The organism is Candidatus Profftella armatura, assembly GCF_000441555.1.
GTDB classification, from domain to species: Bacteria; Pseudomonadota; Gammaproteobacteria; order Burkholderiales; family Burkholderiaceae; genus Profftella; species Profftella armatura.
Genome location: NC_021885.1, coordinates 353,714 through 373,984, shown reverse-complemented (window position 1 = coordinate 373,984; position 20,271 = coordinate 353,714). Strand labels below are relative to the sequence as shown.

17 protein-coding genes and 3 tRNA genes are annotated in these 20,271 nt (G+C 23.6%); 12 read left to right on the top strand and 8 right to left on the bottom strand.

Annotation, left to right across the window (positions count from 1 at the left end; all coding sequences use genetic code 11):
• Positions 1-114: 114 nt before the first annotated feature.
• From dnaE to orn, 4 genes are all read left to right on the top strand, one after another.
• A complete protein-coding gene (dnaE, locus tag SSDC_RS01575; protein ID WP_020915565.1) occupies positions 115-3,564 on the top strand; it encodes a DNA polymerase III subunit alpha in 3,450 nt (1,149 codons plus the stop codon).
• A 114-nt stretch (positions 3,565-3,678) separates the two neighbouring features.
• Entirely contained in the window at positions 3,679-4,617 is a 939-nt protein-coding gene (gene ybiB, locus SSDC_RS01570) for a DNA-binding protein YbiB (protein WP_020915564.1), read from the top strand.
• A gap of 111 nt (positions 4,618-4,728) precedes the next feature.
• Positions 4,729-6,192 (top strand): metalloprotease TldD, encoded by a 1,464-nt coding sequence (tldD, locus tag SSDC_RS01565; protein WP_020915563.1) that lies wholly within the window; start codon positions 4,729-4,731, stop codon positions 6,190-6,192.
• Between the two features lie 28 nt (positions 6,193-6,220).
• Positions 6,221-6,775 carry an oligoribonuclease gene (gene orn / locus SSDC_RS01560; RefSeq protein ID WP_020915562.1) on the top strand — a complete coding sequence of 185 codons (555 nt, stop codon included), beginning with the start codon at positions 6,221-6,223 and terminating at the stop codon, positions 6,773-6,775.
• 41 nt (positions 6,776-6,816) lie between these two features.
• Here orn and erpA read toward each other — a convergent pair whose 3' ends face one another.
• Positions 6,817-7,173, bottom strand: coding sequence for an iron-sulfur cluster insertion protein ErpA (erpA, locus tag SSDC_RS01555; RefSeq protein ID WP_020915561.1), 357 nt, complete (start codon positions 7,171-7,173; stop codon positions 6,817-6,819).
• Positions 7,174-7,487: 314 nt separating this feature from the next.
• Between erpA and SSDC_RS01550 the strand changes: the two genes are divergently transcribed.
• Positions 7,488-8,846, top strand: coding sequence for a DEAD/DEAH box helicase (locus tag SSDC_RS01550; protein ID WP_020915560.1), 1,359 nt, complete (start codon positions 7,488-7,490; stop codon positions 8,844-8,846).
• A gap of 97 nt (positions 8,847-8,943) precedes the next feature.
• On the opposite strand, the gene rpmF is transcribed toward SSDC_RS01550, so the two are convergent.
• The 3 genes from rpmF to rsxB all read right to left on the bottom strand — a co-directional run bounded on the left by rpmF (position 8,944) and on the right by rsxB (position 10,210).
• On the bottom strand, positions 8,944-9,120 hold the full coding sequence (rpmF, locus tag SSDC_RS01545; RefSeq protein WP_020915559.1) for a 50S ribosomal protein L32: 177 nt from the start codon (positions 9,118-9,120) through the stop codon (positions 8,944-8,946).
• A gap of 4 nt (positions 9,121-9,124) precedes the next feature.
• Positions 9,125-9,298: a zinc-finger domain-containing protein gene (locus SSDC_RS02130; protein ID WP_020915558.1), complete on the bottom strand. Its 174-nt coding sequence runs from the start codon at positions 9,296-9,298 to the stop codon at positions 9,125-9,127.
• Between the two features lie 270 nt (positions 9,299-9,568).
• Entirely contained in the window at positions 9,569-10,210 is a 642-nt protein-coding gene (gene rsxB, locus SSDC_RS01540; RefSeq protein ID WP_020915557.1) for an electron transport complex subunit RsxB, read from the bottom strand.
• A gap of 257 nt (positions 10,211-10,467) precedes the next feature.
• On the opposite strand from rsxB, the gene SSDC_RS01535 reads away from it, so the two are divergent.
• A tRNA-Met gene (locus tag SSDC_RS01535) sits at positions 10,468-10,541 on the top strand.
• A 16-nt stretch (positions 10,542-10,557) separates the two neighbouring features.
• Here the strand turns inward: SSDC_RS01535 and SSDC_RS01530 are convergent.
• The gene (locus SSDC_RS01530; RefSeq protein ID WP_020915556.1) at positions 10,558-12,333 is read right to left on the bottom strand and encodes a glutamine--tRNA ligase/YqeY domain fusion protein; all 1,776 of its coding nucleotides are present in this window, start codon (positions 12,331-12,333) and stop codon (positions 10,558-10,560) included.
• 643 nt (positions 12,334-12,976) lie between these two features.
• Between SSDC_RS01530 and rplM the strand changes: the two genes are divergently transcribed.
• Entirely contained in the window at positions 12,977-13,408 is a 432-nt protein-coding gene (rplM, locus tag SSDC_RS01525) for a 50S ribosomal protein L13 (protein ID WP_020915555.1), read from the top strand.
• 3 nt (positions 13,409-13,411) lie between these two features.
• The gene (gene rpsI / locus SSDC_RS01520) at positions 13,412-13,816 is read left to right on the top strand and encodes a 30S ribosomal protein S9 (protein WP_020915554.1); all 405 of its coding nucleotides are present in this window, start codon (positions 13,412-13,414) and stop codon (positions 13,814-13,816) included.
• A 250-nt stretch (positions 13,817-14,066) separates the two neighbouring features.
• Here rpsI and dcd read toward each other — a convergent pair whose 3' ends face one another.
• Complete coding sequence (gene dcd / locus SSDC_RS01515) at positions 14,067-14,633, bottom strand: dCTP deaminase (RefSeq protein ID WP_020915553.1); 567 nt, start codon at positions 14,631-14,633, stop codon at positions 14,067-14,069.
• Positions 14,634-14,776: 143 nt separating this feature from the next.
• Here dcd and SSDC_RS01510 point away from each other — a divergent pair.
• The 4 genes from SSDC_RS01510 to SSDC_RS01495 all read left to right on the top strand — a co-directional run bounded on the left by SSDC_RS01510 (position 14,777) and on the right by SSDC_RS01495 (position 17,512).
• A tRNA-Arg gene (locus SSDC_RS01510) sits at positions 14,777-14,850 on the top strand.
• 543 nt (positions 14,851-15,393) lie between these two features.
• Positions 15,394-16,362 (top strand): RluA family pseudouridine synthase, encoded by a 969-nt coding sequence (locus tag SSDC_RS01505; RefSeq protein ID WP_020915552.1) that lies wholly within the window; start codon positions 15,394-15,396, stop codon positions 16,360-16,362.
• A 38-nt stretch (positions 16,363-16,400) separates the two neighbouring features.
• Positions 16,401-17,378, top strand: coding sequence for a S49 family peptidase (locus SSDC_RS01500; RefSeq protein WP_020915551.1), 978 nt, complete (start codon positions 16,401-16,403; stop codon positions 17,376-17,378).
• 60 nt (positions 17,379-17,438) lie between these two features.
• A tRNA-Pro gene (locus tag SSDC_RS01495) sits at positions 17,439-17,512 on the top strand.
• A gap of 591 nt (positions 17,513-18,103) precedes the next feature.
• Here SSDC_RS01495 and SSDC_RS01490 read toward each other — a convergent pair.
• Positions 18,104-19,042: an electron transfer flavoprotein subunit alpha/FixB family protein gene (locus SSDC_RS01490; RefSeq protein ID WP_020915550.1), complete on the bottom strand. Its 939-nt coding sequence runs from the start codon at positions 19,040-19,042 to the stop codon at positions 18,104-18,106.
• A 22-nt stretch (positions 19,043-19,064) separates the two neighbouring features.
• Entirely contained in the window at positions 19,065-19,820 is a 756-nt protein-coding gene (locus tag SSDC_RS01485; RefSeq protein ID WP_020915549.1) for an electron transfer flavoprotein subunit beta/FixA family protein, read from the bottom strand.
• Positions 19,821-20,271 lie beyond the last annotated feature (451 nt).

Below are 20,271 nucleotides of genomic sequence, written 5' to 3'. Positions count from 1 at the left end.
AATAAAACTTTTATTTTTATTAGATTTAAAATAATTTAATTATTTAGCCAATAAGAATGAAATATTATTTTTAAAATTAATATAATAATTTATAAATTTAGTATAGAATATAAAATGATTCCTCAATTTATTCATCTTCGTCTCCATTCTGAATATTCAATTATTGATGGATTATTAAGAATTAATGATGTTATAGAAGCCGCTGCAAATGATTATCAGCCAGCTTTAGCAATTACTGATTTATCTAATTTATTTGGTATAATAAAATTTTATAAATCAGCTTATAATAAGGGTATTAAACCAATAATTGGTTGTGATGTTTGGATTACTAACGAAATTGAAAATAAGAAACCTAGTCGCTTATTATTGCTTGTTAAAAACAATAATGGTTATTTACAATTATGTGAATTATTATCAAAGGCATATATAGAAAATATAAATTATGGTCGTGCTGAAATTCGTATAGAATGGCTAGAAAAAAATAAATATCAAGATGGTTTAATAGCTTTATCTGGAGCTCATCTTGGGGATATTGGAATCGCTGTTCAAAATGGTAGAAATGATATTGCGGAAAATTTTGCGCGTAGATGGTCTAAAATTTTTCCGGATAATTTTTATATTGAAATTCAAAGATTTAAACAGCCTAATATGAATTTTCAAATTCAACAATTCATTAATATTGCATCTAATATTAATTTACCTATAGTTGCCACACATCCAATTCAATTTTTAAAAAAAACAGAATTTTTAGCTCATGAAGTTCGTACATGTATCGCAGAAGGAGAAATTTTATCTAACACTAAACGTATCAAAAAATTTACTAAGGAACAAAATTTTAAAACTCAATCTGAGATGATTAAGTTATTTTATGATATTCCAAGTGCAATACAAAATACTATAGAAATTGCTAAACGCTGTAATTTAAAGTTAGAATTTGGTAAACCAAAATTACCTAAATTTCCAACACCAAAAAATATAAATATTAATGATTTTTTAATTTCAAAATCTAAACATGGTTTAAAAAAACGTTTATTAAATTTATATAAAGATCCTGAAATATATAAATGCGAAAAATTACGTTATAAAAAGCGTCTTCAATTTGAAATTGAAACTATTATTAAAATGAATTTTTCTGGATATTTCTTGATTGTATCTGATTTTATTCAATGGGCAAAAAATAATTCTATTCCAGTTGGTCCTGGTCGTGGATCTGGTGCTAGTTCTTTAGTTGCTTATTCATTATCAATTACTGATATAGACCCACTTTCTTATAATTTACTTTTTGAGCGATTCTTAAATCCAAATAGAATATCTATGCCGGATTTTGATATTGATTTTTGTCCAGAAGGTCGTGATCGTGTGATACAATATGTTAAGGATCGTTATGGTAAAGATGCGGTTTCTCAAATTGTAACTTTTGGTACGATGGCTGCAAAAGGAGCGATACGTGATGTTGGCCGTGTTCTTGATTTGAGATACAGTTTTTGCGATAGTATTTCAAAATTAATTCCATTTAAACCAGGAAAATTAATAACTTTATCTAATGCTATAAAAGAAGAACCTCAACTAGCAGAAAGAATAAAAAATGAAGAAGAAGTTAGACAATTAATTGAATTAGCGAAACAAGTAGAAGGTATTATTAGAAATGTAGGAATGCATGCGGGAGGGGTTTTAATTGCACCAAGTAAATTAATTAATTTTTGTCCTTTATATAAACAAGAAGGGATGACTGGAATAATTTCTCAATATGATAAAGATGATATTGAGGAAATAGGGCTTATTAAATTTGATTTTTTAGGTTTGACTACTTTATCTATTCTTGATAAAACTATTTATTTTATAAAAAAAATAAATACAAAAACAACTAATTTTAGTTTAAATAAATTACCATTAAATGATAAAGATACATATAATCTTTTAAAAAAAGCAAATACTGTTGCTGTTTTTCAACTTGAAAGTCAAGGTATGAAAAATATGCTAAAAGAAGCGAAGCCAGATTATTTTGAAGAAATTATTGCTTTAATTTCTTTATATAGACCAGGTCCAATGGATTTAATAAAAAATTTTTGTAGACGAAAACATGGTGAATATTTTAATTATCCGGATCCTCGTACTAAAGATGTTTTATCTGAAACTTATGGTATTATGGTATATCAAGAACAAGTAATGCAAATTGCTCAAATACTTGGAGGTTATTCATTAGGACAAGCTGATTTATTGAGAAGAGCAATAGGAAAAAAGAAAACATCAGAAATGATAGAACATCGTAAATTTTTTCAAAATGGCGCCATAAAATATGGATTAAGCAAACATAAAGCTAATGAAATTTTTAATGAAATAGAAAAATTTGCTGGATATGGTTTTAATAAATCTCATGCTACTGCTTATGCTTTATTATCATATTATACAGCATATTTAAAAACACATTATTCTTCTTTTTTTATGGCTGCAAATTTATCTCTTTCTATGGATGATACAAATAAAATTAAAATTTTAGTAAAAGATGCAATTAAAACTTGTGGTTTAAGTATTTTGCCTCCTAATATTAATTTATCAAAATATTATTTTTTTCCAATAATTGAATCAGATGGAAAGCATAAAAAAATACGTTATGGTTTAGGGGCAATTAAAGGAACTGGAAAAAGTACAATTGAAGCTATTGTTACTGAAAGAAAATTTGGATTTTTTACTAATTTATTTGATTTTACTAAAAGAATTGATAAAAAGTATATAAATCGTCGTATTATTAACTCACTTATAAATTCAGGTGCATTTGATTGTTTTAATGAAAAACGATATATGCTTGTAGCATCTATTGATTTAGCATTAAAAAATGCTGAAAAAACTAAAAAATTTATAAATCAGTTAAGTTTATTTAAAAATGATGATAATAATAATTTAAAAGAATATTTAAATTATGTAAAAGTCCCTTCTTGGAGTAAAAAACAAGAACTTATAGAAGAAAAAAAAGTTTTAGGTTTTTGTTTATCTGAGCATATATTTTGTATTTATGAAACTGAAATTCGTCAATTTATACCTATTTATCTATCAGAATTAAAACCTACATATTCATGTACAGTATCTGGTATTATTACAGAACTTAAATTAAAAACTACTTATCGAGGAAAAATATTAATTATTGTCATAGATGATAATAGTAATTCTGTTGAAGTGATAATTAATAATCAATTATATGAAAAAAATAAAAATATTCTCAAGGAGAATGAGCTATTAATAGTATCAGGTAAAGTATTAGAAGATCGTTTTTTAAAAAATATACGAATTAATGCTGAAAAAATTTTTGATATTAATATGGCACGAATTCTATATGGAAAAAAATTTTCTGTTATGTTTAATAGAACATTTAATATTTCTATTTTAAAAAAAATTTTATTAAGATTTAAATGTAAAAATGGTTTACCTTTTGTATTATATTATTGTATAAATAAAAGTATAAAATATGAAATGAAATTTCCATTAAATTATAAGGTACAACCAATTGATGATTTAAAATTAGCTCTTATTAATTTAGGATTATATAATGCAATAATTGAATATTCTTAATTAATATTCTTAATTATTAGTATTATATATTTTTACTGTTTTATAAAATTTAAATTTCATTTAAAAATAACTTAAAAGGACAAAATTATTTATAATACTCAAAATAAATCTATATTGACTAATTTTATTAAAAAAATAAAAAGACATAAAAAAAGTTCTTATAATTTATCATTTAAAAATGCTGAATTGTTGTATAATATTATTTTAAAAGGTAAATTATCTGATATAGAATTAGGTGCTTTTTTATTAGCAATGCGAATTAAAGGAGAATCAGTTGAGGAAATCAGTGGTTTTTTGAATGCAATTAATTCTTTATTTATTCCTTTAGAAATTCCTATTAGTAAATATGCTCCAATTATTATTCCTAGTTATAATGGTTCACGACGTTTTATGAATGTAATACCATTATTAGCTTTATTATTAAGTAAAAAAGGGATACCAGTTTTTATTCACGGAATAAAAAAAAACTTTGGACGAATAACTACTTATGAAATTTTAAAAAAATTAGGATATTTTGCTGTTTCTTCTAAAAAAAAAGCAATAAAATATTTAAAATTAAAACGTTTAGTTTTTATGGATATTAGTATTTTAATTCCAGAATTGTCAAAATTATTAGAAATATATTATATGCTTGGTATTCGTAATTCATCTCATTTATTAGTTAAAATTATTCAACCTTTATCAATACCTGCATTAAGACTTGTTTCCTATACTCATCCAGAATATTTAAAAATATTAAGTGATTATTTTTATAATGAAAAATCATTGGGCGATATATTTTTAATGCAAGGAACGGAAGGAGAAGTTATACCCAATATACGTAATTCTAAACAGATAATACATTGGTTTCATGATAATAAATATACTAAACTTACGAAAGAACAAAATAAAGAAATATCTTTCCCAAAAAATAGTAATATTAATGATAATGTATTGTGGATACAATCTGTATTAGATAATAAGCTTCCTATTCCTTCTACGATTATTAATCAAGTTAAAAATTGTATTTTAATTTCCCGTATGTTAAGTTTAAAATATAGTAATACTATATAAAATAAAATATAAGAATATAATTAATTTTGAAATTAAAATTTTATAAAAATGAATATAAATATGTATTTTAAGTTAATATAATATTATTTAATACATGAAAATTTAATAATTATGATTCACATAATAGAAAAAAACATACATCCTCTTAATATTGCTCGTTCTATTTTATTAGAACCATTTGATTTAGATGAAAAAATATTATTAAAAATATTAGGAAATATGTTTAAAAATAAAGTTGATTATGCTGATTTTTATTTTCAATTTACAAAAAATGAAAATTGGATTTTAGAAGAAGGTATTGTTAAAACCGGAAATTTTTCCATTAATCAAGGTGTTGGTGTACGTGCTATTTCTGGTGATAAAACTGCTTTTTTTTATTCTGATGATATTTCTAAGAATACATTGATAAATGCTGTTAAATCAACTAGATCTATTGCAAATCAAAGCAATGGAAAAATAAAAATTATTAAGAATATCAAAAAAATAAAGATTAATTCCTTATATTCATTTACTGACACAATATCATCAATAAATATACGAGAAAAAATTAAATTATTAGAGCGTGTTGAAAAAATAGCACGCTTAAAAGATCCTCGTGTAATAAAAGTAATAGCTAATTTATCTGGAGAATATGATGTTATATTGATAACAAGAAATGATGGTTTAATTGTGGCTGATATACGTCCTTTAGTTCAATTATTCGTTACGATTATTGTTGAGAAAAATGGTAGAAGAGAAATAGGTAATAGTGGTTGCGGAGGACGTTATAATTATAATTATTTTACTGATATGATTTTGGAAAAATGCGTATCTAATTCAGTGAATTCAGCTTTAATTAATTTGGAGGCTAAACCTGCTCCAGCCGGTATAATGAAAGTAGTATTAGGTCCTGGGTGGCCTGGAATTTTATTACACGAAGCTATTGGACATGGGTTAGAGGGAGATTTTAATAGAAAAGGATCTAGTGCTTTTTCTAATTGTATTGGTAAACGTATAGCTTCTAAAGAAATTACTATAGTTGATAATGGTACTCTCGCAAATAGAAGAGGATCTATTAATATAGATGATGAAGGAAATCCAACTCAATGCACTACTCTTATTGAAAATGGTATCTTAAAAGGATATATGCAAGATATTATGAATGCACGTCTTATGAATATGTCTATTACTGGTAACGCAAGAAGAGAATCTTTTGCTCATATACCAATACCAAGAATGACTAATACATATATGTTAAATGGAAAATTTCATCCGGAAGAAATTATTTCATCTGTTAAAAATGGTTTATATGCCACTAATTTTAGTGGGGGACAAGTAGATATTACAAATGGAAAATTTGTATTTTCTGCCAGCAAAGCTTACATAATTAAAAATGGTAAAATAACTTATCCAGTGAAAGGGGCAACATTAATTGGTCATGGGCCAAATATTTTAAAAAAGGTTTCTATGATTGGTAATGATATGAAATTAGATCCTGGGGTCGGGGTATGCGGAAAAGATGGGCAAATGGTACCTGTTGGAGTTGGTCAACCTACTCTAAAAATTGATTCTATTACTGTAGGAGGAACTAATTAATTATTTATAATTAATTAGTATTATAATAATGAATAATTTTCAATATAATGCGCTTAATTTAATATGGGTTGATATGGAAATGACTGGATTACATCCAAATAAGGATCGTATAATAGAAATTGCTGTTTTAGTAACTGATTCGCAGCTTAATATATTAGCTCAAGCTCCAGTTTATGTAATTCATCAATCTGAATCTATTATGAATAATATGGATAATTGGAATAAAGGAATACATAAACGTTCTGGGTTAATTGAACGAGTTAAAAAGTCAACGATTACAGAATCAGAGGCAGAATTTGAATTAATTAATTTTCTTAAGAAATATGTACCATATGGTAAATCACCAATGTCAGGAAATACTATTTGTCAAGATCGTCGTTTTATGGCTCATAATATGCCAAAATTAGAATCTTTTTTTCATTATCGCAATTTAGATGTATCTACATTGAAGGAATTGTGTATAAGGTGGAAACCAGAATTAGTATCTGGTTTTAAAAAAAAACAAGCTCATACAGCATTAACTGATATATTGGAATCAGTTGAAGAATTAAAGTATTATAGAAAACATTTTATTAAAATATAATTATAAAAATAACATTTTATAATTTTATTTTTAAATTTTTACTATTTATATGTAGAAAAAGATGATCCACAGCCACAAGTAGTTACTGCATTTGGATTTTTAATTACAAATTTAGATCCATCTAAATCATCTTTATAATCTATTTCAGATCCTATTAAATATTGATAACTTACTGAATCAATTAACAATTGAATTCCATTTTTTTTAAAAATTATATCATCTTTATTTGTGTGTTCATCAAACATAAATCCATATTGAAATCCAGAACAACCACCTCCTTGAATAAATACTCGTAACTTTAAATTTAAATTACCTTTTTTTTTAATTAAATGACTAACTTTTTTTATAGCGACTTCAGTAAGGGTAATAGAAATATTATTTTTTACATTTTCATTCATATAATTAATTCCTTATTTAATTCCTTATTTAATATATTGCTAAAAACTATATTAACCATTAAAATACACATATACCATATGTGATTAATCACATATATTATATGTGATTAATATAACATTTTATAACATCTTAAAAATTACGAAAAATACTTTTATACTTTTCAAAAAAATTAAATACCCAAAAATACAAAATTAATTTTATCATAAAAATTTAAATTAATTATATATTTTAAAATATATAATATGTATTTATAAAGTTTAATAAAAAGTAATTATAAAAATAAAAGAAATAATGATTTCTAAAGAAAGAATATATGAATTTTAAATCCATTGGTTTGCATGAGTTAGTTCTTAAAGCTCTTGTTAAAGTTGGTTATACTAAACCTACAGGAGTACAAGAACAAGCAATTCCGGCTGCCATTTCTGGTAGAGATTTAATAGTGTCATCGCAAACAGGTTCTGGAAAAACTGCAGCATTTATGTTGCCAGCATTACACAAATTTGCATCTTCTAAAAATAAAATACCTGTTATGAAAAAAAATTTAAATCAAAATAATAATAAAATTTATACTCATAAAGAACGATTGCGTTTTAAACCTGCCCAACCAAGGATGTTAGTATTAACTCCAACTCGAGAACTTGCATTACAAGTAACTGCAGCTACTGAAAGATATGGTTTATATATGAAAAAAATTAAAGCAATTTCAATTCTAGGTGGAATGCCATATTCAAGACAAATGCAATTACTTTCTAGGAATCCTGAAATTTTATTAGCAACACCTGGTCGTTTAATAGATCATATGAATTCTGGAAAAATAAATTTTTCTCATCTTCAAATTTTAGTTTTAGATGAAGCGGATCGTATGCTTGATATGGGATTTATTAATGATATTGAAAAAATTGTTGATGCTACACCAGTAACACGACAAACTATGTTATTTTCTGCTACACTTGATGGTATTGTTGGTAACATGGCTGAAAATATTACTAAAGATCCATTAATTTTAAAAGTAAATAGCATTGAAAAAAAACAAAAAAATATTATACAGAGCATTTTATTTGTTGATGATATTTTACATAAAAATCGTTTACTAGATTATTTATTACGCGATAAAAGAGTTGGTCAAGCCGTTGTTTTTACTGCTACTAAGCGTGACGCTGATATTATTGCAGATCGTCTCAATATTTCTGGATTTTTAGCTGCCCCATTGCACGGAGATTTGCATCAAAATGCACGAAATCGTACCTTAGAAAATCTTAGAAGGGGTAGAATTAAAATTTTAGTTGCCACTGATGTTGCCGCTAGAGGAATTGATGTTCCTGCAATAACACATGTATTTAATTATGATTTACCAAAATTTCCAGAAGATTATGTTCATCGTATTGGTCGAACTGGTCGCGCAGGACGTAATGGATTTGCTGTATCATTAGTAAATCACGCTGAAAGAATGAACATTAAAAAAATTGAAAGATTTACAAAACAACAAATTCCAATTGAAGTAATTAATGGATTTGAGCCAAAAAAAAGGATTAGAACTTATTATTCTCGTTATCGTTTTAATAATAATTGGAAAACACATAATATTAATAAAAGCAATATTACTAAACGTTTTTATAGACAAATTAAAAAAACAAGTATATCTGCTTCCAGAAAAAATAGTATTAATTATTAATTTTATAAATAATTAATTTATTTTAAAAATTATTTTTATTTTAATTTGGGTACTTTTTATAAATGCTTTTATTTTATTATATAAAAAGTATCATTATTTATAATTTATTTTTTAAAATTTTTCTCCCCTTATAAAATCCTTTAGGGCTAATGTGATGATATAAATGTTTTTCACCAGTTTTAATGTCTATTGAAATAGGAGGTTCAGATAAAAAACTATGAGAACGACGCATACCTCTTTTTGAAGGAGTTTTTTTACTTTTTTGAACAGCCATAATATTATCCTTTTTTATTAGAATTTAATTTATATTTAGTATTACAGTATGGGCATTTCGCATATCCATTTTTATCTATAAAAAGAAATATTCTAGGATGAGAAGACCAAAGAATCATATCTTTATTTGGACAAAATATTGGCAAATTTTTATTATGAATTTCTATAATAGTATTCAAATAATAACCTCATTTATATTTTGCGCAAATTTTACTTTAGATTGCTTATATTTTAAATTTATTTTCATATTTTTATCACGGATATGGTTTACATAATTTTAAACTTTTTTCCTAATTTACAAAAATCAGTATTTTCAGATAAAATAATTTTTATTAATATTAAAATGAAGTTTTATATACAAATTTCGTAGTTAAATTCGGATTACTTGTTAAATTCGGATTATTTCTTAAGTCTATTTAAAATGATAATACGTTTTTGATTCATAATTATTATTTAATTTTTTTATTTTCTTTATTTTTTAATTCTTTTATTCTTTTAACAGCCATTTCAATTAAAGATTTTTGAGTTTCTCTATTATTTTTTTTAAATTGTATAGTTGCCTTTTTTAATTTTGCATAATTTTCTTTTTTTTCATGAAATAAACGTTTTTTACGAAGGTAATATCTTTTACGTGCATCATCAGCTTTTTTTTGAGACCAAGCATCCCATCCTGTTCGACAAGGGGTAACTTCAATCATAGATATGCAATTGACTGGACATTTTTTAATACAAAGATCGCACCCTGTACATAATTTCGAAAAAATAGTATGCATATGTTTAGCTGCCCCAATAATAGCATCTACTGGACAAGACTGTATACATAATGTACATCCAATGCATTTATTTTCTTTAATAATAGCACAGCATCGTGATTTCTCATTTCCGTATATAGTATTCAATGGAATTATTGGTTTATTTAAGTATTTAGCTAATTTAATAATTCCTTTACGCCCTCCAGTGGGGCATTGATTATAATTTGCTTTTTTATTAGCGATTGCTTCTGCGTATTGTCGGCACCCTGGATATCCACATTTAGTGCATTGTGTTTGTGGCAATAAATTTTCTATATTATCAATATGTGAAAATGACACAAAAATATTTAAATTATAAAAGTTATAAGAAATAAATCTAATCTAATGTTTTAAATATCAATAAAATTTAATAAGTATAAATTTAGTAATAAGATAAACTCAGTAATAAGTTATTAGTATAATATTATACTATAAATCATTTAAATTATAAATCATATAATTCATATAATTTAACTTTAATTTATTTCTTAATAAAAAATTTTTCAAAATTAAAATTTGCATATTTTATATATATAAGTTAAAATTTTTTCAAATGACGCGGGATGGAGCAGTTTGGTAGCTCGTCGGGCTCATAACCCGAAGGTCGTAGGTTCAAATCCTACTCCCGCAACCGATTTACAAAAAATCTACATCATTTTTTTCCATTTATTTTTTAGTTCAACTGATTGATTAAAAATTATTTTATTATTATTTGAATCAATATCATCTAATATAAAATATCCATGACGTTCAAATTGTGCATGTTTTTTAGGAAAAATAAGTTTTAAATTTGGTTCTAAGTAAGCTGAGATTACTTTTTTTGAATTTGGATTAATTAATAATTTAAAATCTTTATTATTTACTATATTTGGGTAAGGGTCTATAAAAAGTCTATCATATAAACGAGCCTCAATAGATAATGCGTGAGATTTACTAATCCAATGAATATTTCCTTTTACTTTATAATTTGATGATAATTTAGTTCCACTTTTGCTATCCGGAAAATATTTACAATATACTTCAACAACCTCATTATTTTTATTTTTTTTAAATCCAGTACATTCAACAACATAACCGTAACGTAATCTTACACGATTACCAGAATTTTTACCGATAGGGGGATATAAACGAAAATATTTTTTAGTTGGAATTTCCATAAAGTCATCTCTTTCAATCCATAAAATCTTTGAGATTGGAAAATATCTTAATTTTTCTTTATATTGAGTATGTTGACGCGAAAATAATGGGGCAGTGCATTCAATTTCTTGATTATCTAAAAAATTACTAATGATTAATTTAATTGGATTTAATACTGCCATAATTCTTGGTGCTTTAATATTTAAATCATCTCGTAATGCTTGTTCTAATATTTCTATATTAATCCAGCTATCGGATTTGGAAACACCAATACGTTTACAAAATAATTTAATTGATTCTGGTGTATAACCTCTACGACGCATACCGATTAAAGTTGGCATTCTGGGGTCATCCCACCCATCAACAATTTTTTTTTCTAATAATTTTAATAATTTACGTTTACTAGTAATTGTGTGAGTTAAATTTAATCTGGAAAATTCATACTGTTTTGGAAAAGGTCTTTTAATAAAATTAGTTTTATCAATTTTATTTAATATCCATTCATAAAAAGGTCGATGATCTTGAAATTCTAATGTACAAATTGAGTGAGTTATGTTTTCAATTGCATCTGAAATTGGATGCGCATAATCATACATTGGATAAATACACCAATTGTTATTAGTTCTGTAGTGATTTACATGTCGAATACGATAAATAATAGGATCACGCATATTAATATTTTTTGATTTCATATTTATTTTTACTCTTAAAACATGCGCACCATCTTTAAATTCTCCGGATCTCATTCTTCTAAATAAATTTAATGACTCAGAGGGTAATCGATTATAAAATGGAGAATTACGACCAGGCTCATGTAAGTTTCCGCGATTAATATATATTTCTTCGGTATTTTGGCTATCTACGTAAGCATCTCCAGAAATAATTAAATATTCAGCTATTTTATATAATATATCAAAATAATCACTAGCATAATAAATTCGTTTTTTTACTTTGTCCCAATTAAAATTTAACCATTTAATTGTTTTAATGATAGAATTAACATATTCTTTATTTTCTTTTAATGGATTTGTATCATCAAATCGTAAATTACATAAACCATTATATTTATAAGCAAGTTCAAAATTAATAAAAATTGATTTAGCGTGTCCAATATGTAAATACCCATTTGGTTCTGGTGCAAAACGTGTTATTACTTGTGGTAATTTATTGCCATATTTATCATATCTATTATTAAAAGTTTTTTTAATAATATCTTTTTTAATAATATTTTTTATAAAATTATTACTTTCTAATGAAACAGAAGAATTTTTTATTTTTTTATTCACAATTTTTTGTATTAATATGATTATAAAATTTTATTTAATTTAGGTTTATAATTATCTTAGATTATAGAATCATTATCTAGAATATAAAATTATCAATAATTTTTATTTTTTTCTATTTTAAAAGATAAAATATAATAAAAAATTTTTTCGAATGATAATTTAATAGTATTTTATAATAAATTATATTTTAATGTATACTTAGCGATAAAATTCAAATTAAATTTTTATAAATATTTTTCATTATTTTTTATTTTTTGTTTTTTTAAAAAATAGTTTTTAATTCGTTTTTAGAGATATATTGAAAATTTTTCAAATAATTAAATTTCTCACCTCTAGGATATTAGAAATTATAATTTTTTATTTGTCTTACTATTTTCTGTCTATTTTTTTATTGGTAATTATTTATTTTATTATTAGATGACTATAATTTGTGTTTATTAAAAACATACAAGATTATACTTATATATGTATTCTAATTCTATAGAATTTTCTTTATGGTTAAATTAAATATTTTATTCTATTTTTAGAAAAATCTTTTATAATATTAATATACTTTAACGGTAAGTTTTATTAATATTAATACAAAATTTTTTTAAAAAACTTTTTTTTAATAATAAAAAATTTATACTTATTTATAATAATAATGCAAAAAACTTTCTCTGCAAAAAACTATAAAATTAATAGAATGTGGTTTTTAATAGATGCTAAAAATAAAATCTTAGGACGTGTTGCTAGCAAAATAGCAGTTTATTTAAGAGGGAAACATAAAACAGAATATACGCCTCATATTGATACAGGTGATTTTATAATAGTTATAAATACAAGCAAATTATGTGTAACAGGAAAAAAAGAAATTAAAAAAATATATTATCATCATACAGGGTATCCTGGAGGGATTCGTAAAATTAATTTTTTAAAAATGCAAGAAGATTTTCCTGGTCGTGTACTCCAAAAAGCAGTTAAAGGTATGTTACCAAAAGGTCCATTGGGTTATTCCATGTTTAAAAAACTTAAAATATATAGTGATTCTAATCACCCTCATTTCGCTCAAAAACCTAAATTATTGGATTTTTAAAAAATGAATATAATTAATAGTGGTTATTATAAATATGGAACAGGTCGTCGTAAAAGCGCTATAGCTCGTGTTTTTATAAAAATTGGATCAGGTAAAATGACTATAAATAGAATTCCGGCAGATAAATATTTTTCAAGAAAAACTGGTTTAATGGTAATTTCTCAACCATTAAAATTAACAAAACATACCAAAACTTTTGATATTAAAATAAATGTTCGAGGAGGAGGGGAATCTGGACAATATGGAGCAGTAAGACATGGTATTACAAGGGCATTAATCAATTATGATTTAAATTTAAAATCATCTTTATCGAAAGCTGGTTTTGTTATCAGAGATTCTCGTGAGGTAGAAAGAAAAAAAGTTGGATTAAGAAAAGCTCGTAGAGCAAGACAATTTTCGAAACGATAAATTGAATAAAAAAAATTTTTATATCAATTATATTTAATTTTGTAAAAATTATGGCATTTCTACTAAAAATATATATTATATAAAAAATTATATAAAAATTTTATTTATTAAAAATATTCATATACAAATATAAATTAATTTATAAATAAACTAAATTTAGTAGAAAATGCCCTATTTATTAAATTGAATTGAATTTAAAAAAATATTTATCAAAATATAATTTAAATAAATTTTTTAAATTTTTTAAAAATTAAATTTTTGGTAAATTTATTCCAGTTTGACCTTGATATTTACCGTTTCTATCTTTATAAGAAGTTTTACATGTTTCGTCACTTTCAAAAAATAATACTTGCGCACAACCTTCTTCAGAATAAATTTTAGCGGGTAAAGGTGTTGTGTTAGAAAACTCTAATGTTACATAACCTTCCCATTCTGGCTCAAATGGTGTTACATTTACAATAATTCCACAGCGGGCATATGTTGATTTTCCTATACACATAGTTAATATTTTACGTGGAATACGAAAGTATTCTATAGTACGAGCTAAAACAAAAGAATTTGGAGGAATAATACATACATCACCAACAAAATCTACAAATAATTTATTATCAAAATTTTTTGGATCAATAATTGTTGAGTTAATATTTGTAAAAATTTTAAATTCATTTGCGCAACGAATATCATACCCATATGAAGAAATTCCGTAAGAAACAATTTTACGAGAATTAATCTCTCTTACTTGATGAGGAACAAAAGGCTCTATCATCCCATGATACTTAGCCATATTATGAATCCAATTATCTGATTTAATTGTCATATTAATAATAAAAGTTATATTAATAAATAATTTTTAGTTTATTTTATAAAAAATAAAAATTTAATTTTTATTTTTATTAAGTAAATTAAATAATTTTTAATTTATTTTTAATGTGCTAAAATAAAAAAATTAAAGACGATCATGCGGCTGTAGCTCAGTTGGATAGAGTACTTGGCTACGAACCAAGAGGTCGTGGGTTCGATTCCTGCCAGCCGCACTATAAAATTTATTGGTTCATAATTTTATCTCCATATTCTATGGTAAATATTTAGTTTACATATTTATTAAATAATATTTTTAATTTTATTTAAATATTTTGAGATAGGTTGATTTACACTTTAAAAATATAAATATGACTAAAAGTTGAGTTATAATTTACGCAATATTTTATATAATTATTTTTTATATATTCAAATCAAATTTATTAGAATACACTTGGTAGGTTTTAGTAATTTTTATATTCTTAAAATAAAATTTAATTAATTTATTTAAAATAATTTAATTCATTTTTAACGCATATTTTGTAAAAAAATAAAATTTTATACTAAAATATTTTATATTAAAAATTACATTTTATACTATATTTATAATTTTTCTATTTTTTAAAAATCTTATATTTAATTAAAAAAAATTATAGTAAATAAATTGTTTAATTTTTTAAATAATAAAAAATTTAAATTAAATTTTAATTTATTATTATATATTTATATATATTAAAAATTAATTAATTGTATCTAATTCTAAAAATTTTAAAATTTAAATGAATATTCTTGGATTAAATAATAATATTACATCATCAATATCAATACAAAAATTTATCATTCTTGAGGAAAATATTGGTCAAAGAATTGATAATTTTTTATTACGTGTTTGTTATAAGGTACCTAGAGGACATATTTATAAAATTTTACGATCTGGAGAGGTATGTATTAATAAAAACCGTATTAATCAAACTTATCGTTTAAAAAAAAATGATATTATAGAAATATTACATCCAATAAAAATTGAAAAAAAAATAGTAAGTAAAATTGTTAATATAAAATTTAAAATATTATTAGAGGATAATTATTTACTTATTATTGAAAAACCATCTGGTATTGCTGTTCACGGAGGATCTGGTATTAGTTGTGGTATTATAGAACAACTAAGAATATTAAGGCCAAAATTAAAATTTTTAGAATTAGTACATCGTTTAGATCGTGATACTTCTGGTATATTATTATTAGCTAAAAAACGAATCGCTTTAATTAATCTTCATGAACAAATGCGATCTGGTTATATTGATAAGCGCTATTTAGTATTAGTAAATGGAAATTGGATTAATAAACGTCAACATATTAAATATTCGCTTCATAAATATATTTCTAAAGATGGAAATAGACGAGTAACAGTTATAGAAAATGGAGGAAAAGCATCTCATACAATTTTTTCTTTAAAATGTAATTATGGAAAAAAATATACATTATTAGAAGCAGAATTAAAAACTGGGCGCACTCATCAAATACGTGTTCATTTATCAAAAATTGGTTTTTCTGTTGTTGGAGATAATAAATATGGTAATTTTTTTTTAAATAAAGCTTTAAAAAAATCAAAAAATTCTTTTAATAGAATGTTTCTACACGCTTCTCAAATTACCTTTTTTCATCCAAAAGACAGAAAAATAACAAAATTAAAATCATCATTACCATTAGAGTGTAAAAAATTTTTAGAAAATTTATTAAAAAAATAAAATTTTTTATTTTTTATAACTAAACTATTAAATTAAAAATGGATAACGAAAAAAAAATAGGAATAGAATCAAATATAAATAAAAATAATTGGGAAAAAGATACTTTAGAAAAAGTAGTAATGTTTAATATTCGTCAACAACAATCAAAACATCGTTGGGGAATTTTTTTTAAAATATTTTCTTTTATACTAATAATATATATTATTTTCAATATGTTTTATTTTTCTAATAATAAAATAAAAATTAAACATACAGCTTTAATAGATGTTAAAAATATAGTTCAACCAGATACATATAGTTCCGCTGAGAGAATTATACCAGCATTAGATAAAGCTTTTTCTTCTAATAATTCTGTAGGAGTTATATTACGTATAAATAGCCCCGGAGGAACTCCAGTACAAGCTAGTCTTATTTATGATGAAATAATGCGTTTAAAAAAAATATATCCAAGTAAACCATTATATGCGGTAGTAGAAGAAATTTGTACATCTGGAAGTTATTATATTGCTTCTGCTGCAGATAAAATTTATGTAAATAAATCTAGTATTGTTGGATCAATTGGAGTATTAATGGATAACTTTGGTTTTACAGGATTAATGAATAAATTAGGAATTGAAAGAAGATTGTTAATATCCGGTAAAAATAAGGGTATTTTAGATCCATTTAGTCCTCTTGATTTTAAACAAAAAAAATATATTGAAAAAATATTACATGATATTCATAAGCAGTTTATAGATTCTGTATGTACTGGTAGAGGAAATAGATTAAAAAAGTCTCCAGATATTTTTTCTGGTATATTTTGGACTGGCAGTCAAGCGATTGAACTTGGATTGGTTGATGATTATGGGACAGTTTTCAGTGTTGCTAATAATGTTTTAAAACAAAAAAGAATTGTTAATTATACTGAAACAGATAATTTTTCTGAAAAATTTTTCAAAAAATTAGGTGTATCTATAGGTACTGGATTGGGAAATGTAATATTAGGAATTAAAAGTAATAAAATAAAATTATATTAATGTCTTTAAAATTTTAAATATTGACAAATATAATATAAATAAGTATTATTGTGAAAATAGCGGAGTGTAGCGCAGTCTGGTAGCGCATCTGGTTTGGGACCAGAGGGTCCTAGGTTCAAATCCTAGTACTCCGATAATATAATTTTATAATTTTAATTATAAAATATTATATTATTAAATTTATTAAATTGATATTATAAAAAATATAAATGTAATATTTTTATAAATTTAATAAAAATAAATTTAAAATGTATTTTTTGTTCAAGAAATTATTTAAAATCTATAAAAATGTTTTTTAGGTCTTCTTAAAATTTATTATATTTAATAAAAATAAATTTAAAATGTATTTTTTGTTCAAGAAATTATTTAAAATCTATAAAAATGTTTTTTAGGTCTTCTTAAAATTTATTATATTTAATAAAAATTAATTAAAGTATTTTAGAAAGAAATTTGATATAGTATTTTTAAAAACATTAAATACTTTTGAAAGATTTTATAATTTTATATAATTTTATTATAAAAAAATTGTTATAAACCATGCATTTTATAAGTATTTACATATTAGTCTATTAGTAAAAATGTAAAATTTTATATATAAAAAAAAATCGATTGTTTTATAAAAATATGAATATAATTTATTGTTATAATTTTGTATAAAATATTATAGGCAGATTATTTTTTTTGTATAAGAAATTTTAACAAATATAATTTTTATTTTTAAGTTTTTAACTCAAATATTTTATAAATTTTGGTATAATTTCAAACAAGTCCCCAACTAAACCATAGTCAGATATATCGAAAATAGGCGCATCTTCATCTTGATTAATAGCAACTATTATTTTGGAATCTTTCATACCAGATAAATGTTGAATGGCACCGGAAATGCCTATAGCAATATATAATTGTGGTGCTACAATTTTTCCAGTTTGTCCAATTTGTAAATTATTTGATATATAACCAGCATCAACTGCTGCTCGTGATGCTCCTATAGCGGCATTAAGTTTATCAGCAAGACCCTCAAGAATTTTAAAATTTTTAGATGAACCTAATCCTCTTCCTCCAGCGACTACAATTTTTGCAGAAGTTAATTCCGGGCGCTTTGATTTTATTAATTCCCTAGATATAAAAATTGATGCAGTATTACTAAAATAATTAATTTTTGAAATTATATGAATAATAGCTTTATTTCCTTCTTTTTTTGCGGAAATAAAATTAGTAGCACGAACAGTAATGACTTTTATTATATCTGTGGATTGAACAGTAGCTATAATTCTTCCAGAATATATTGGTCTTTCAAAAGTACTTGGGTTACAAACTTTAGTAATTTCAGAAATTTGCATTACATTTAATAATGCGGCCACACGAGGTAAAATATTTTTTCCATATATAGTTGCTGGTGCTAATATATGACTGTAATTAGAAGCTATAACTGATATTTGTGCTGCTATATTTTCCGGTAGATTATTAGAAAAATATAATGAATCAACTAATAAAATTTTTTTTATATTATTAACTTTTTTTGCATCAAGTATTACTTTTTCAATATTATACCCAATAATTAATATATGAATTTCATCACTACACAAAGTTGCGGCGGTAATAGTATTTAGTGTACTTATTTTAAGATAAGAATTATCATGTTCTGCAATTACAAGTGCCGGCATAATTTAAAAAACCTTCAAAAAATTATATAATTTTAGCTTCATTTTTTAATTTATCAATTAATTCAATCACATTTTTTACTTTTATGCCTAAATTATTTTTATGTGATTCTTTTACTTTTATAATATTTAACCCTGTATTGATATTAACATTTAATTCATCTATTTTAAATATATTAATATTTTTTTTTCTGGCTTTTATGATATTCATTAATGTAACATAACGAGGCTCATTCATTCTTAAATCAGTGGTTATTATAGCTGGTAAAGATAATAAAATTGTTTCTTTGCCATCTTCAATTTCTTGAGTAACTAAAATTTTATTATTTTTTTTTAGAACAATTTTAGATGCAAAAGTAGCTTGCGGCCAATTAAGTAATGCCGCTAACATTTGACCTGTTTGATTATTATCACTATCAATTGATTGTTTTCCAAGGATAACTAATTGTGGATTTTCTTTTTTTACAATAACCTGAAGTAATTTTGCTACCGATAAAGATTGTAATATTGTATCTGTTTCAATTAAAATCGCACGATCAACACCCATTGCCATAGCTATTTGTAATATTTCTTTACATTTTTTATTGCCACAAGATATTGCAATTATTTCTTTTATTTTATTAGAAGATTCACGTAAACGTATAGCTGATTCAATTGCTATTTCGTCAAATGGATTTATTGACATTTTAGTATTGCTAATATCAACATTAGTATAATCTGGTTTTATATTAATTTTCGTATTATAATTAACCACCCTTTTGATTGGTACTAATATTTTCATTTCTATCCTTCTATAGTTAAATTTGAAACATAAAAAATTTTATATGATAATCAGATTATCTGTGAAAATTTTTTAAAATTTTTAATAATATTTTATAATATATATATTATTTTTTTTAAAAATTATATATAATAAATTTATTCGTAAATATTTTTTAATTTTTCTAAAATGTATTATATAGAACATTATAATGGTGAAAATACTAGTTTCATGAAATTATCCAAATCAAAATACTTTGCAAAATTAAAAAATGAAGAAGTTTTAATTGAAGTATACAAGAGGCATTAATAGACCTTATATTTTTCAACGTTCCGGATTTTATCTTACATCATCAAATACATCAAAAATATTAGGTTTAGAAGTATCAAGTATAATAATTGATAAATTTTATAATGCAATAGAATTTAAAATTAGTGATAAGTATGTGCACTTATATTTAGTGGTGGTTATG

Coding starts and splice junctions, on each gene's coding strand:
- dnaE (WP_020915565.1), top strand. CDS start 115: ATGATTCCTCAATTTATTCATCTTCGTCTCCATTCTGAATATTCAATT.
- tldD (WP_020915563.1), top strand. CDS start 4,729: ATGATTCACATAATAGAAAAAAACATACATCCTCTTAATATTGCTCGT.
- orn (WP_020915562.1), top strand. CDS start 6,221: ATGAATAATTTTCAATATAATGCGCTTAATTTAATATGGGTTGATATG.
- erpA (WP_020915561.1), bottom strand. CDS start 7,173: ATGAATGAAAATGTAAAAAATAATATTTCTATTACCCTTACTGAAGTC.
- SSDC_RS01550 (WP_020915560.1), top strand. CDS start 7,488: ATGAATTTTAAATCCATTGGTTTGCATGAGTTAGTTCTTAAAGCTCTT.
- rpmF (WP_020915559.1), bottom strand. CDS start 9,120: ATGGCTGTTCAAAAAAGTAAAAAAACTCCTTCAAAAAGAGGTATGCGT.
- rplM (WP_020915555.1), top strand. CDS start 12,977: ATGCAAAAAACTTTCTCTGCAAAAAACTATAAAATTAATAGAATGTGG.
- rpsI (WP_020915554.1), top strand. CDS start 13,412: ATGAATATAATTAATAGTGGTTATTATAAATATGGAACAGGTCGTCGT.
- dcd (WP_020915553.1), bottom strand. CDS start 14,633: ATGACAATTAAATCAGATAATTGGATTCATAATATGGCTAAGTATCAT.
- SSDC_RS01505 (WP_020915552.1), top strand. CDS start 15,394: ATGAATATTCTTGGATTAAATAATAATATTACATCATCAATATCAATA.
- SSDC_RS01500 (WP_020915551.1), top strand. CDS start 16,401: ATGGATAACGAAAAAAAAATAGGAATAGAATCAAATATAAATAAAAAT.
- SSDC_RS01490 (WP_020915550.1), bottom strand. CDS start 19,042: ATGCCGGCACTTGTAATTGCAGAACATGATAATTCTTATCTTAAAATA.
- SSDC_RS01485 (WP_020915549.1), bottom strand. CDS start 19,820: ATGAAAATATTAGTACCAATCAAAAGGGTGGTTAATTATAATACGAAA.